Raw genomic sequence first — 15260 nt, 5'->3', positions numbered from 1 at the left:
GCCGCGATCAGCGGGCCGGGAGAGTTGATTTTCCAATCGTGAAACCGTGCAAGCCCGGCTCCGTTGCATCGCATGGTTCGCCGCAGACCTAGTGTTTGTCGCAAATCGTCAAGTTCGAGAGTACGTCATCGTCGGTAAACCGTTGGCGTATGGTGGCGAGGACTTCATCCTGCGTTGGTGACGGTTTCTCTGTTCGGATTTGGTGAGTTGCGATTGTACCATCAGCATTTGCACGGGCAAGAAAGAGCATTCCTACGGATCGGTCGTATGAATCGGACCCGATGGTTACGACGTCGGATGAACGATTCCAGTCCAGAGAGATTTGCATGTCACCGTGGGCCGTCGTCCATGTGTGATCAAGCGTCGAATGATAGGTTCCATGGCTGCTACTCGTTGTAACAGTAGACGTGTCGACGCGATCGACCAATTCAACTAAGTAGAGAAGTGGCGCAGATGGCTCACTGTAGTTGTCAATCGGATGTCCGGAAAACACAGTAAAGTAACCATCGGAATTCAATACTGCGACAGTTGACGTTGAATTCACAGCATAGTCGCCGCGCTGCATCCCGCATCCAAGCGTCAATATCAGTGGGATCAGAACGAGCCAAGGGTAACGCATCAAAATGATCTTGGTCGGGGAACGGCAGCCGTCACCGGGGACGGCGATTGGATTTTCCATTTGTAAACGCCCGACGCCGTCCTCCGGTGCACGGCATGGTTATCCTTTTTTGCACGCGGTGATTAGTCCCAAGGCCGAGTCAGCGCAAGAGCGTCACCGCGTCCACCCTGACGCCGCTTCTTATGGTACTCGTAGGACTCTTGCTCTGTCGGGCCAATTCGTGGGCACAGTACGCCTGCAACCATCACGGCCGCTTCCTTAGCGGCCATGCCGTTAGCAATGAATTCGGCGAGCAGGGCCTTTGCCTCCTTGCGGCTGTAGGCTCCAAGCATGCCTTGACGTCGAGCCTCGGACCACCAAAACGGAGGTCGTTCGCCGTGAACAAAAGCGTGGCACCCAGAACAGAGGACCGCGAGATCCGAGTCGAGTTCGTTACCAAGCCGCTCGTAGGTCAGGTGGTGAACGTGAATGTCGCCAACGGAGAACAAGACGAGGCAATGACAACCGCGACAGACAATTCGGCGACGGACCCATGTGGCATTGCGCAGCTTTCGGTTCTTGCGTGCCTTCCAGGCACCGGATTTTATGTAGTCACGGTATTGCATTGGAATTTCATGATGGTGGTCCAGTCACGGAGATTTCAAGAAACGTGATCGGATAACGCCCGGGTTCACCGGGCGGGTAGAGGTTTGGCAAAGCGAACGATCGACACACGCCCGCTCCGAGTGCAACCCATGGTTATCGCTTTTTTCAGAGCCATTCGCAAAGGTAGCACTACGACACAGTCTAACGTCAGGACCGAGGTCAAGTTTGTGAGGTGAAGCCGAATTGGCCGAGTGATTGAGGAGACTGCTAAGGCGAAGTGCAACCAAACGAGCGTCCATACCCGACCGACGTTCAAGAGGAATGATCAAAGGGTTGAGTCAAAACAGCCTTCGGCCCCGTAAGTGAAAGCAACCATCAAACAGATGAGCCATCGCCTTTGGCGAAACGTTCGCAGGTCGATACTCAGGAGCGATAACTTGTGATTCACCTGTAGGTGAGGGCGTGAACAAGAGAATAGACTTATTCTCATCGTATGAGCGCAATTGTCACCAGCGGGGGGTGCCAGGGTCAACGGGGCTCCGGAAAATGGTCTGGCCGGCCTTGGGGTGACTTTTTCCCGACTCCGTTACAGGCAAAATAGAGGCATCTCTTAATTACAAACTTTGCCCCGCTTACAGCTCTTACAACAGCAATCCACCGAGACGTGATTTGCGGGGTATTTTGGGGTCTGCGATTCCGCAAAATTGGAATCATGATCTGCGCATCGGGGGTTTGAGTCCCTCCGGCGCAAGTGCTCGATTGTTGCCAGCCAATAAAACTGCCAGGGGTTTGAATCATCCTGCCGGCTGATCATTGCCAGCGCGACGAAGGCGATGGTATCTCTGCCGATTCGTCAAGCGCTGACGTTCGCGAACCTGGCGGGAATCCGGTGCTGACCGTGCGAACGAAAACTGAGCCGATCGGTGGGGATCCGCCAAAAGCTGTCCCGCCAGCTCGCACCAACTAGCACTAGTTCGCGAGACCGCGTTGCTTCGCCATCGCTCCGCTGTATGGCATGGTCACCCGCCCGCATTTTTGCGAAGTGTTGCCAGAGCAGAAGCGATCAACACGACGCCCGCAACACCAGCGACCAAAACATAGGCGTTGTATGAAGCCGGTGAGTGCCAACCGGCGAAACCAAAAAATGAATATCGGTACGGGTCAGCGCGTTCCTGATGTTTGCCAATCAGCAACAACAAAGTCGCGAGCAGCCAGAGATTGCCGGTGAAAAAGAGTACTGGAAAACGTTCGCTCATGTTCTTTGCGAGTGGGTTTATTGGGTTGGGCTTGTTGGGTTGGGACTATTGGGTTGGGCTTATAGCAATCTAGGTAGCGGAAAGGTGCCTTGTTTCTGATCTCTGCACGGGCGACCAAAGAAAAGAAGCGTGATGTCGTTTCGATAAGTCATTTGCCGGGCGTGCAATTCCAGTCGGATAACTGCGACAGCACGCCAATGCGCGATAGACTTGCAAACCGACAAATCGGGAACAGCCGCCACTGCGTTGCACCCGCTGGTTCTCCACGACATTTCTCAGGAACGCGCGGCCTCCATTTTCTCATCGAACTGTTCCTGCGTAAAAACATAGAAAGCAGTGACTGCCTCCCAAGAAAACCCGGTAATTAAACCGTCGTCCCACTCACCCTCTTGTCCTGTTGAGACAGCAGTTCCCAGCAACATCCAACGATCACCTATTTTCTCCAGACGCACCTCCTGCATCACTTGCCCCGACCCTTTCACAGGGTCGTTCATGTAGACGGTTACGATCTTCCCATCAAAAAGCTCTTGGTGAATCGGAGCAGCGTTCTGCGGAGCGGATTCGCCTCGAGCTGAAAATACGACGGTCAAAAGCACAAGGCTCAACGATGCGGCCAAGAGAGTTCGATTGCGGTTCATTTTACTTCCGGATCATGGGATACAAAACGGTGGCGGGCCAGTTACGGTACTGTAATTCCGATCGGGTAATGATAGTGCATCACCAGGAACGCGAGACAAAGTTTCTTGCGCCCGATCACTCACTCCGCATTCTCTGGTGCACACGTTGGTTACCTGCACGGGTTCCCCCAATCGGAAGACTCTCCATCCAAGGAGCTTCGCCTGTCCGGAGGAAATCTCGAATGAGTTCATTTGGGTCCCCATTGAAACTAACGCGTCGTCCACTGGTCAAACGGAAGATCCTTTTCGGAGGGTCCGCATCACGTACGGTATCAAGGTCTACATTCCAATCCAGCCAGACACGCTTTTTCAGTTCATCAAAGGTCAAAGCGTAGTGGCTCGCAGGAGCCATCCGGTGGTATTCATCCTCCAGATCGCCCCAACCCGTGGGCCATTTACCTGATGTCCGCACATGGTCAGTTATGAAAACGACGGTCCAATCCGATGCATAAGCATAAGGAAAGGAGGACAAGCTTCGAAGCGTGAAAAAGACGTAGAGGCAGGGTAGGGAGAGAATCCCGATTGCGACGAGCGCGACGGTGGGCAGCTTCAATTTCGGCATCAGCTTTTTCAGCCAAATATCGTCCGGGTTCACCAGGCGAGAAAAGAGACTCACAAACGGAGAAACTGCCGCAGCTCCACTCCGGTGCAACTCGGTGTCACCGCTGCAACTTACGCAAGCAATTCATGCAGGCGGTTAGAAACTTGACAGTAACGACTTGACTCGGCTATCACTGGCGTTGGGAAGAGCCATGACTTCCGTGGTTCGCAATTGTACCACAGGAGTCGAGAAATGATTTTGTCACGCATGATGGTCGCTGCATCCCTTCTCGTGTCTTTCGCAGTCACCCAGAACCAGACAGTTGTTGCGAATGAGAGTGCTGTACGACGAGACGCAAGTTCGGTCATCAACAACGGTGATAGGTTAGCGATTCACATTCAGAATGTCTTGCCTGGCGAGGCGGCTGAGAAAACGCTTCAGGTGTCGATTGAGTTAGAAAGTCGAGAGCAGGTCCCCGCGTACTCCGTTCAGGTCAACGCAGACGGGGAATTGAGATCGCCTTTGATCAACCGACTTGCAGTTGCCGGACTGACTGTTGAAAAGGCGGAGAGAATGGTTTCGGCAATCTACGAGAAGGAAGACATTTTGCGGAAGGGCAGCAAAATCTGCATTGCAATCGAACCTCACGTTCCCACCGAAGGCGGGCTAGACGGCAAGTAGGCGTCCGTCGTCCTTATCGAATATCTAAGTCGCATAACTGTCGCCATCATCGGGTTGGGACCATGGATGTTCCGCTCCTAGGAACTCGCAAGCCCGACTCCGTTGCGTGCACTCGTTTTATCAGCGTTTAGCAACGGCCACCGACCGAACTCTTGTCCGAAGAAGAAAGAAGCTCGACACAAGTGCCAGAGGTTCGAGCCTCTCGGATACAACTTCCTGTTTGCGTGCTTGCTCGCAAGGGACCCTGGATTTTTGACCGGACCGGCCTAGTTGTTGTTCGGCTTGGCGGCTACTTGCCCAACTCAGACTTGGTAGGCAGTCCTTGCCGCGAATGGCCGCGACGTTGTTGGGTCGGGTTAGCGTATGCCTTCGCGGCGTAGTGTTAGCCTGCGAGTGACGGTCTTGCCGGCGACGAATTGATTGGGCACATAGGCATTGGCGTCCAGCGGAATGTCGATCGACACGGTCACCTCGTCCGTGTCTCGATCAATGTTGCCAGGTTGCACGTCGACCGTGACGTTCGTGACGCCGAGCGTTGCCATGATATCCGTCGCCGTTTGCCGTACTTCATCGCTCGTCGCACCGGGAATGATTCCAACTCGGCAACCTTCATAGACAGCGTTGTCGGCAGTATGGCGAATCATAGCGACTCGCGTGAATTCCAATGCGGCAAAGAACAACAAGAACACGACGGGGACCACTAGCGCAAATTCAACCGCGGCCGCACCGCGGCGATTGCGGCGGGTGACACGTTTGATGGCGGTTGTTGAATGAGGCTTACGCATGATCGATGGTGTCGTCAGTGTTAAGTTGCAGGAGGTCAGTGTCTCGCGATCGCGAACTCGCGACCGTTTGAGTGGTCAAATTCAGTGTTCGTTTTTAGCGGCCACGCTCGCAAGGGTTTCCGTCAAGATTCGCTTGCGACGCATGTTTCGCTATAGATCTACTGCGTCATCATCGTGCTAAGGGTTAACGCAATTTCGCGATAAATCTCGATCAGGTCAGCTCCGTCATCGGCATGGAACGTTCGTCCCCCGCCGATCGTGGCCACGTCTCTCATTCGACGTTTGTCAGCATCGCGTCCAAACGTGATCGTATGAATCACGACCCCATCGGCCGCCAAAGTTGTGGCCACCGTTGACGGTTCCGGCCCTCGGTTGTGGTTTCCATCCGTCATGACAATGAGGGTTCGTTCCACGAAGTCAGGATTGCGACTGCGATCCATGATGGCGGCACCGGCGGCCATCCCGCGAGAAATGCTGGTGAATCCTCCCACGGGTAACGCTCGCATGCCATCCGTTATTTCCGTCAGGTCGCCGGTTAGTTCAACGTCTTCGGTAGCAAAGTCGTTGTAGGAGGCCAAACCAACTTGTTCTTCCACCGGAGTTCCATCGAGGGTGGCAACGAACACGTCGATCGCGGTCACCAGGTCTGCGAATTTTTGGCCCTGCATCGAACCACTGCGGTCGACCACCAACACGATATCGCGTTCGATGTAGGTTGCCGTTGCGGTCGTTTCAGGCTCAAACGCGTTCACGCCAAAGATGTTTCCAAAGAACAAAGGCACCGGTCCGGAAAGCGAACCCGAAGTACGCTTGCCATCGACTTGCACGCTATTGCTCGGCACTCCGCCGACGGTGAAGTCGAACTTGCCCGAGTTAAGTTCACGACTACGACCGAAAACGAACTCGTCCGCCCGGACCTGCAGCGGTTCGCCATTGACCGTGTTCGCGGCGGCAATTTCTTGCCCGCGAGTGACAGCCAAGTCAGGATCAAGGGTGATGGACAATTCGATTGCCGCAGCTTTCGCCGCTGCATCGGTGGCGCTACGCAATTCGGTTCGGGCCAAATGCATATGTGCGATATCAACCGAGAACGCTACGGCGATCATGAACCCGATCATCATGATCAGGATCAAGTACAACATCGCACCCTTGCGACGGTTTCCCTTGCGTTGATCACGCTTGAGTTTGAGCGATGCGTTCGATTCGTCCCCCGACGATTCTAGCTTTGAAAGACAAGTCATTTGGTTGAAACCTGGCGAGGTAACGGTTTGAAAAGATTGGCGGTGCATCGCGACGATTATTCCTTCACCATCACGACGCGAGCGGTCAACGTTCGATTGGGAATGAATTGACCGACCAGAGGACTGTTGGAATTCGTGGGAGCGCTTACTTCGATGACGACGTCTTCGCCTCGATCGATCGCGGATACGTCGCCGTTGAGGAACGCGACGTTGAAATCATTCACGCTGCGAGCGTTGAGAATGTTTTCAGCTCGGTTTTGGCCGTTTCCGTTGGACGAACCAACTCGCACGGCTTCGCGGACGCCTTCATATGCAGCGACATTGAGTGATTGTTTGAGGAAGATGAAGCTTGAGGCTTCAATGGCACCAAACACCAACAACACCAACACGGGCAAGCAAACGGCCAGTTCGACGGTAGCAACTCCGCGTCGGTTCGTTTGTTTTCTTCGGGATCGAATGAGCATGACAATCTGGAAAGACAAGAGTGAGATAAAGAGCGATCGCGGATTAGCCGTCAACTTGGTTTTCGTCGGTTGGTTTGCCAACGTCGGCGTCGGCATCGCCAGACGCGTTTTTGTCGATCGAACCAGCCATCACCGTGTTGAAGTTTTCAGCGATCTCTTGCCAGTAGTCATTGGTACGGAAGTGCAACGGTGCCACTTTGAGTCCGCGACTAGCATCGGACAGCGTGCTGCGAAGTCGCAGGATCGGCCCAGCAAAGCGATTGGTCAGCTTCAACGTGTCCCACACAAACGCTGGGATCAAAGCCAAGGTGATGATGAAGAACGGCAAGAACCGCTTGGCTGTATCGCCAAACGTTTGTCCCCAATTCACATCGGGTTGTTCGAACAATCGAATCCAAATCATCAGGGCGCAGGCATTGCAAACGAAGAACACAACCCAGTGGATCGCGATCTTACGGAGGACGTCGCCCTGGACTTCGGGATCAACGAGGGCGCGTCGGCGTTTGGTGTTCGTTTGGCTCATCGACATGATGTTGTGGCGGATTGGAGGGATACGTTGCTAAAAGGAATGGGCACACAAACCAGCGAGGCGGAAATAGACGCACTGATTTGCCCTACGCTTTGAGCCTACGACATAGAAAATGCGCAGGAGGCGAAGAGTTTCAAAAACCACGTCAGGAAAGGTTGCCTGATCGTTAAATGCCCAACCTATGCCGCCACTGGGTAGATGTTGTCTTCACTCAACAGTCGTTACGACTGAAACAATTGGCACAGTCCGATCGACCATCGACCAGCATCGCAAACAGTTACCGAATTACACCAGCATGGGGATCATTTGGCCACGGCGTGCGCCCGAGCCTTCTGAGCCTTCCGAGTCGCTAGACGGCTTGTTGGTTTGTGTTTCATCCATATGAAACTCTAGGACGGAGACGATTCAGCGATCTTTCCGACACTTTCAGCAAGCTTGCTCTTGTAGTCGATTCGCTCGTCAGCTTTGCGCTGAAATGGAGCTAGCTTGACCTTGCGAGGCGTTCCATCCACCTCGGTGACAATCCTCTATTCAGTCTCTCGCTTCAGTTTATTGCGTCGACTGCCATGCTGCTCGTCCATCGATATTACCGTCAGGTCAGGATGACAAAGCAAGACGAATCATGATGCATGATGAAAGCCGATAGCGTCCCAGTGAACGGCAATCGACAAAGTTCTTCTGCGATGAAGCGGCAAAGAGGACCAGTTGAGCTTATGTAAAACCTATGATCGCCATCGCGGTTTGGAGTGCACGATTGCGATTCGAGTCTGTGCGTAAGACTGGGATCGTGAGCGATGAATTAGGTCCATCGCTATCGGACTCGCCTTCTTCCATTTCATCAGCTTCGGGGCGAAATCGTTAACGACTAGCGCCAAAGTGGCTCACTCGAAAACTGGGCTGCGCTGGAATACTAGGGTTCGTTGCATTCGTCCGTTGCGATCAATTATTCCTTTTTTGATGCTTTCGCAAGTTTCTTGAATCTGCCCGCTCGCGACGGGGCGTACTTGTGCTGATTCCCTTCTTTACCCGACGCAAATGCACGGGACGGGCGCAAACGAGTCTGTGCAACCACAAGCGAGCTTCCATGATCTTCACGCGTTCTCAACATGTCCATCCAGCCAGTGACCTCCTTTCGACCAACGATGATCGAAAATCGAACAATCGAGATACCGTTAAGAAGAATCGCAAACCGGTTCAAAGACGCTCGCGGCGGCGTTCGCTTCGCTGCGAACCCATGGAAGCACGTCGGTTACTTACCACGTACCTGGTAGACACCGTAGCAGATGATATTGCAAGCGATGGTTTCATCAGTTTGCGTGAAGCGATTATGGCAGCCAATTCCAACTCGGCCGTCGGTGATGCTCCGGCCGGTCAAGCAGGAACCGTCGCAACCGATTCGATTCGATTTTCATCTTCGCTCGGCGATGCTGTGATCGTACTTAGCAATGGCGAGTTGCCGATCAACGATTCGGTAACCATTTCACGCGGCGGTGCGAATTCAGTCACTATCGACGGGGATCAAGCCAGCCGGGTGTTCAACATCGGTGCGGGCGCAGAAAACGTCGCGATGCGTACACTTACTGTCACCGGCGGCAGTTCGGACATCGGTGGCGGCTTGTTGTTAGATGGAGGCGGGCAAGTGGTTTTGCGCGCCGTCAACGTGACAGGCAATCGTGCCAGTGGTAAGTCGATTGGGCAAGGTGGAGCCGGCATTTACAACCAGAACACCATGCTGACAGTGATTGGCGGGGCGATTTCTAATAACAACGCTAGCGGCATCAATAGTACCGGTGGCGGGTTGCTGACCGCGGGCGGGGACGTGTTGCTGCAAGGCACAACGATTGAAAATAACATTGCCAATCGAGCTGGTGGAGGGATCGAAGTTTCCGCCGCCAGTGATTCAGGCGACACGGTGACTTTGATCGGCGTGCATTTGAACTCCAACAACGCCGGAGTCGTTAACGACACCGCGCTTTCCGCACGGGCATCGCGACCGGGCAACGGTGGTGGATTGCATGTCAGCGGTCCTGGCAACGTGATTGTGATCGACACCGAGGTGAGGGAAAACATATCCGCTAGCGAAGGCGGCGGGCTTTGGAATGGGTCTGGTTTTATGACCATCGAAACTTCACAAATTATCAACAACACCGCATCGGGCAATGCCGCTGATCGCGGAGGCGGCGGAGTTTTCAATCAGGGTGGCATCATTACGATCAGCGAAACGCTGCTGCAAGGCAATGTTGCCGATGGAACGAATGGCAGCGGCGGTGGTGTGATGACGGAAGGAGGGATCCTACAAATCGAACTTAGTGACCTGATCGGAAACATTGCCAATCGCGCTGGAGGTGGGGTCGAAGCCAGAGACGGGGCGAGCGTGCAAGTGATCGATTCCAATTTTGAAAACAATATTGCTGGACCATCTGGATCTGCCAGTCCGGGTAACGGTGGCGCGTTGCATGTGACAGGCAGTGGCGACACTGGAATTGTCGGCGGAACCGTGACCGGCAACGTGGCGGCTTCAGAAGGCGGTGGTCTGTGGAACGGTTCTGGCACGATGACGGTTGATTCGACAACCATTACCGGTAACATCGCTCGCGGCAATAGCGGTAACAACGGCGGTGGTGGGGTGTTTAATAACTTCGGTACTCTTGACATTCATGGGTCAACCATATCCAGCAATATTGCCAACGGAAGCCGAGGCAGCGGGGGTGGAGTGCTGAACGAAGGCGGCATCGCGACGATCACTGACACTGTAATCTCGGGCAACATCGCTAACCGCGCTGGTGGCGGTATTGAAACGACTCCGCTTTCCACCACAACCTTGGTCAACGTCACGCTGGACGCGAACAACGCTGGCGTGAACTTGTCCGTAAACCAATTGCTTGCGCCGTTGCTGGCGTATCAGTTTGACGAATTAGGAACATCAGCCACCGCAATGGGAACCGCGTCGATGGGCGGCGATCCGATATTGCTTTTGACCGACAATAGCGGCAATCCCGTCGACCTGCGCGGTGCCCCCGGTTCTGGAATCTCAGGCAGACCAGATGACTTTGCGATTGACAACACGGCCAGCACAGGAATCACAACCGCCAGTGGCGCTGGTCACGCGGCTGACTTCGACGGCATCGACGCGCTTACCGCTTTTACGCTATCCGGTTGGTTCAAATTGCCTTCAACGGCGTCTGAAAGTATCGGTCGTCAAGACGCATTGATTGAGAACGGAACGATCTCTGCATCTGACACGCCCGGTGGCTTCCGATTACGCGGTGGTGCAGTTGCGGATTCGGGAACGCTGGAATTGAGAGTCAACAATCAACCGGTTGAATCCTCACCGGCCTACACCGAAATTGGCGAATATGTTTACTTCGCGGTCAGCTATGACGGTTCACTTAGCTCCGACAATGTGAAGTTCTACAAAGGAACGGTCGATGGAGCGGTCAGGCTTGTAGATACGCTGACGCTTGATGAAGGAGTGGTCGGGCAAGAGAACATTCCACTGTCCATCGGAGTGACACGCACGAGCGGCCTAACGATCAATCCGTTCAACGGCTTGCTCGACGACATTCGAATCGATGATTCGGTGCTGTCGCGAAGTCAATTGGAAACCAATCGCATCGTCGCAGCCGGGTTGGATTCTTCGATCGCGGCCAATCCTGGCGTCGGCGGTGGGTTGCATGTCTCTGGGATGGCAACCGTAGAAATCTTCGGTGGCTCGGTCAGCGGCAACATCGCAGCGGGCGATGGTGGCGGACTTCGGAATAGCAACAACGGCACGATGACAGTTAATGGAACCGTGATTGACGGCAATTCGGCAGATCGCGACGGTGGGGGAATCTACAACAACGGTGGTCAAATTTCGCTTGATGGCATTAGTGTCTCTCGTAACGAAGCGCAAGGCAGTGGCGGCGGAATCTACGGTCGGTTCGGACGCGCACCGGTTCAAATGATGACGATCACCGATAGCCGAATCGCTGACAACCAAGCCTACGATACCGAAACGGGTTCGGGCGGCGGAGGGATGTATGTTGGCGGAACAACGGTGTTGACTAATGTTGATGTGTTGAACAACTCAGCAGTCCAGGGAACTGCGGATGGTGGTGGAGTGATCGTGACGCTGCGTTCATCGTTCACAGCAACGGGCGGCGAGATCTCAGGCAACCGCGCGGCGCGGGCCGGCGGTGGAGTTGAGAATCTAGGCACGTTCACCAGTACAGGCACCGGCTTCACGGGCAACTTCGCGGGCGTCAACGGCGGAGCGATCCACCAATCGGGTTTCTCGCTGGTCGAGGTCTCCGATGCAGAGGTCGTCGATAACACTGCGATCAACGAAGGCGGCGGGTTTTGGGCCAGCGATCGAGGAACGTTGACGGTTGCCGATTCAATGTTTGTGGACAACGCAGCCATGTTCGGCGGTGCAATCTTTGGCGACGGAGGTGATTCGTTGGCAACTAGGGTCTATGTCGCCGGAAGCAATTTTCAAGATAATATTGCGGAAGTCAACGGAGGCGGGATCGCGGTTGAAGCAGGCAGATTGTTTGTAGACGATAGCGTATTGACGAACAATTCGGCCAATGGAAACTCACCCGGACTTGGGGGTGGTGCGATCTTTACCGGCGCATTTAACACAATCACCAACACAAGCATGTTTGGCAATTCGGCCGCATTGCCACTGGGCAACGGAGGCGGTATTCATGTCGCGGCAAGCGGTAAAGGTTCGTACATCGGCGGCACAATCGAAAACAACGTAGCCGGACGCGCTGGCGGCGGAGTTGAAGTGGCGGGATCGGTGCTTTTGGAAGGCCTGATAGTTGACGGCAACTCAGCAGGAATCAATGGTGGCGGAGTTCACATCAGCGGAAGCGGTCGAGTGAACGCGCAATCGAGTGTGTTCGTCAAAAACACCGCCGATGGCGAAGGCGGCGGGCTTTGGAACAGCGCTGCTGGATCACTTTCGGTCATCGATACAATCGTTGATCGCAATACGGCATCGGGAGATGCATCAGACCAGGGCGGCGGCGGGATCTTTACTGATGGCGGATTCGTCAGAGTGTTTCGGTCGACGATCAGCAACAATGTTGCCGATGGAGTTTCCGGAAGCGGTGGAGGAATCTTTAACAATGGCGCTGAGGTCATCGTCCGACAAACTCCCGTGACGGGCAACATTGCCGTGCGTGCTGGCGGCGGCATTGAAACACTGGGAGCTTCTATAACTCGGATCCTAGACGTGGACCTCAGCAACAATAGCGCTGGCTTAGACCTCAGCCTTGCCGGCGCCGATGTGCCCGATCCACTGCTCCTGTATTCGTTCAACGAAACCGGAACCGCTGCAGTGGCACAAGGTTCAGCAGTTATCTCAGGCGACCCCATGTTGCACTTCAACGCAAATGGTACGACCACGGCAGCCGATTTGCACAGCGCCGATGGTATGGGTGTGTCGGGTCAACTCGGTGACCGTGCGTTTGACAACACAACCAGCAATGGATTCAGCAATGTAGCTCACGGGCAACACGCCGCAGACTTTGACGCTATCGACGCACTTGATGCCTTCACGCTTGCGGGTTGGTTCATGCTGCCTTCGACGTCAACCGAAAGCATCGGGCGCCAAGATACGCTGATCGAGAATGGGTCCACGTCGACAGGCGTTCGATTACGAGGCGGAAACACAGCAAGCTCAGGCACGCTGCAAATCACCGTCGATGGAATCACTCGAGAATCGTCGCCTGTGTACACGGAAATTGGCGAATATGTTTACTTTGCCGTCAGCTACGACGGCACCGTGTCGACCGAGAATGTCAAGTTCTACAAAGGCACCACATCGACCGAATTGAGTCTAGTTAGCACGTTTGACCTTAACGCAGGTTCCGTCGATAGCGAAAACCTGGCGTTGTTTGTGGGTGCTGGTCGACAATCATTCTTTCAAAATCCGTTCAGCGGATTCCTTGATAACATTCGAATCGACGGATCGGCGCTTACCATGCCTTCGCTCGAATTTTTGCGAGCTGACGCGATTGGACAGGCAACTGGCTTCCGAGCCAATCCGGGCAATGGTGGTGGATTGCACATTAGTGGACCTGGGACGGTAACGCTCGTCGGCGGCTCGGTCACAAGCAATTTCGCCGCCAACGAAGGTGGCGGATTGTGGAATTCCGCAGCGGGCAAGCTAACCGTTGATGGCACGTCGATTTCTGACAACGTAGCATCAGGAAACGATGCCGACAGTGGTGGCGGTGGAGTTTATAACGATGGAGGAACGCTGACGATTTCGGATTCGGTCATTGCTGACAACCTCGCCAATGGAACTGCAGGTAGCGGCGGAGGTCTTCTGAGTGTGGACGGAGTGGTTTCAATTATTGAGTCACAGCTTGAAGCCAACGGTGCTGTTCGAGCGGGCGGAGGAATTGAGATCGTTGATGGATCGCTGTCACTGGTTGATAGCGAGTTGACGTTTAACGATGTCAATGGCACGGTGGCTGGTGCAACAGCCCAACCTGGAAACGGTGGCGGTCTGCATGTTACGGGTGCCGCCAGCGTGGTGATCGACAACGTGTTAGTCGCCAACAACGTCGCGGCCAGGGAAGGTGGTGGGCTGTGGAACCAAGCTGGTACGACGATGACAATTCGAAACGGTACCGTCATTCAAAACAATAGTGCCCTAGGCGATGCTGCGGACGATGGTGGTGGGGGGATCTTCAACAACGGAGGCGTTGTCGAAATATCGGACTCGTTGATCGTGTCGAACTTTGCCGATGGAAACTTAGGTAGCGGAGGTGGGATCTTCAACTTTGCTGGTGGTGTCATCAACATCGCGGACACGATGATGGCATCAAACGTTGCTAATCGTGCCGGCGGTGCGATCGAAGACGCTTCGGTCACCGGCGATGCAACGACCACGGGCAATAGCTTGACTTTGACCCGTCTCACGCTCGATCGCAACAATGCCGGCGTGGTGGGCGGTCGCGGCGGTGCCTTGGTCGCCAGTCCCGGCAACGGCGGCGCGATCCATGTCACCGGCGCGGCGAATGTATCGATCATTCAATCAACGGTTTCCGATAATGTGGCCGCCAACGAAGGCGGCGGATTGTGGAACGGAACCGGAGTGATGACCATCAATCAATCTACGGTTTCCGGCAACGTTGCTGGAGATGGCGGAGGAATCTTCAATGATTCAACCAGCGGCGATGTGGTCCTCACCAATGCAACCATCAGCGGAAATAGCGCTAACGGCCAAGGGTCCAACATCGGCCTTGGTGGGGGACTGCGGACCGAAGGCGGGAACATATCGCTGACCAGTGTCACTGTGGCAATGAACGATGCTGTTCGGGGAGGCGGGCTGAGTATCGCTGCTGGTAACGGGATACTTTCATCGTCAATCGTAGCTGCTAACTTGGCGACGACCGGAACGGATATTGGTGGCCCGATCACTAGCAATGGTAACAACGTAGTTGGCAACACATCGGGTGCGATCATCACGCCAGTTCAGGCCAGTGATCGAGTCAATCTGGAGGCGAGATTGTCACCGCTGGCCGACAACGGGGGACTCACCGAAACGCATGCCTTGCAGGCTGGCAGTCCCGCGTTGCAAAATGGCGACGCCGCAGGCCTGAGGGTCGATCAGCGCGGAGTCTCACGACCTCAGGGAGGCGGTAGCGACAGCGGATCTTACGAATCGGCACTTTCGCCTTTGACATCGTCAAATGGAGGAACTCCTGCGACTGTCGATCCGATGGAATCGGTGTTGCAAGAGCGCAGCAACATTATCGACGACTTGCTTTTAGAAAAACTAGCCATCAACGCCTAAGCCCCCTGCAACGCGTAAGGCGATGAGCGGTAAACTCACGTTGGTTCCAACCGTCAGTCTTATTTACGAGTGGGGGTTCGGCTA

At 54.6% G+C, this 15260-nt stretch carries 10 protein-coding genes; 2 read left to right on the top strand and 8 right to left on the bottom strand.

Annotation, left to right across the window (positions count from 1 at the left end; translation table 11 throughout):
• Positions 1-88: 88 nt before the first annotated feature.
• From Pla22_RS13480 to Pla22_RS13465, 4 genes are all read right to left on the bottom strand, one after another.
• Entirely contained in the window at positions 89-679 is a 591-nt protein-coding gene (locus Pla22_RS13480) for a hypothetical protein (protein WP_146515073.1), read from the bottom strand.
• A gap of 62 nt (positions 680-741) precedes the next feature.
• Positions 742-1224: a hypothetical protein gene (locus tag Pla22_RS13475; protein WP_146515072.1), complete on the bottom strand. Its 483-nt coding sequence runs from the start codon at positions 1222-1224 to the stop codon at positions 742-744.
• A gap of 999 nt (positions 1225-2223) precedes the next feature.
• Positions 2224-2460: a hypothetical protein gene (locus tag Pla22_RS13470; protein ID WP_146515071.1), complete on the bottom strand. Its 237-nt coding sequence runs from the start codon at positions 2458-2460 to the stop codon at positions 2224-2226.
• A 275-nt stretch (positions 2461-2735) separates the two neighbouring features.
• Positions 2736-3098, bottom strand: a complete 363-nt coding sequence (locus Pla22_RS13465) for a hypothetical protein (protein ID WP_146515070.1) — start codon at positions 3096-3098, stop codon at positions 2736-2738.
• Between the two features lie 832 nt (positions 3099-3930).
• Here Pla22_RS13465 and Pla22_RS13460 point away from each other — a divergent pair.
• Positions 3931-4359, top strand: a complete 429-nt coding sequence (locus tag Pla22_RS13460; RefSeq protein WP_146515069.1) for a polysaccharide biosynthesis/export family protein — start codon at positions 3931-3933, stop codon at positions 4357-4359.
• A gap of 356 nt (positions 4360-4715) precedes the next feature.
• Here the strand turns inward: Pla22_RS13460 and Pla22_RS13455 are convergent, their stop codons facing one another.
• The 4 genes from Pla22_RS13455 to Pla22_RS13440 all read right to left on the bottom strand — a co-directional run bounded on the left by Pla22_RS13455 (position 4716) and on the right by Pla22_RS13440 (position 7372).
• Positions 4716-5144, bottom strand: coding sequence for a TadE/TadG family type IV pilus assembly protein (locus tag Pla22_RS13455; protein WP_146515068.1), 429 nt, complete (start codon positions 5142-5144; stop codon positions 4716-4718).
• Between the two features lie 158 nt (positions 5145-5302).
• Entirely contained in the window at positions 5303-6385 is a 1083-nt protein-coding gene (locus Pla22_RS13450) for a VWA domain-containing protein (protein ID WP_242631985.1), read from the bottom strand.
• A 56-nt stretch (positions 6386-6441) separates the two neighbouring features.
• Positions 6442-6849, bottom strand: a complete 408-nt coding sequence (locus tag Pla22_RS13445) for a TadE/TadG family type IV pilus assembly protein (protein ID WP_146515067.1) — start codon at positions 6847-6849, stop codon at positions 6442-6444.
• Between the two features lie 43 nt (positions 6850-6892).
• The gene (locus Pla22_RS13440) at positions 6893-7372 is read right to left on the bottom strand and encodes a hypothetical protein (RefSeq protein WP_146515429.1); all 480 of its coding nucleotides are present in this window, start codon (positions 7370-7372) and stop codon (positions 6893-6895) included.
• A gap of 1090 nt (positions 7373-8462) precedes the next feature.
• Here Pla22_RS13440 and Pla22_RS13435 point away from each other — a divergent pair.
• Positions 8463-15176 (top strand): choice-of-anchor Q domain-containing protein, encoded by a 6714-nt coding sequence (locus Pla22_RS13435; RefSeq protein ID WP_146515066.1) that lies wholly within the window; start codon positions 8463-8465, stop codon positions 15174-15176.
• The last annotated feature ends 84 nt before the right edge of the window (positions 15177-15260 follow it).

Origin of the sequence: Rubripirellula amarantea (genome assembly GCF_007859865.1) — a bacterium.
Classification (GTDB): domain Bacteria; phylum Planctomycetota; class Planctomycetia; order Pirellulales; family Pirellulaceae; genus Rubripirellula; species Rubripirellula amarantea.
The sequence above is the reverse complement of the archived record's forward strand: the minus strand, read 5'-3'. Positions and strand labels throughout refer to the sequence as shown.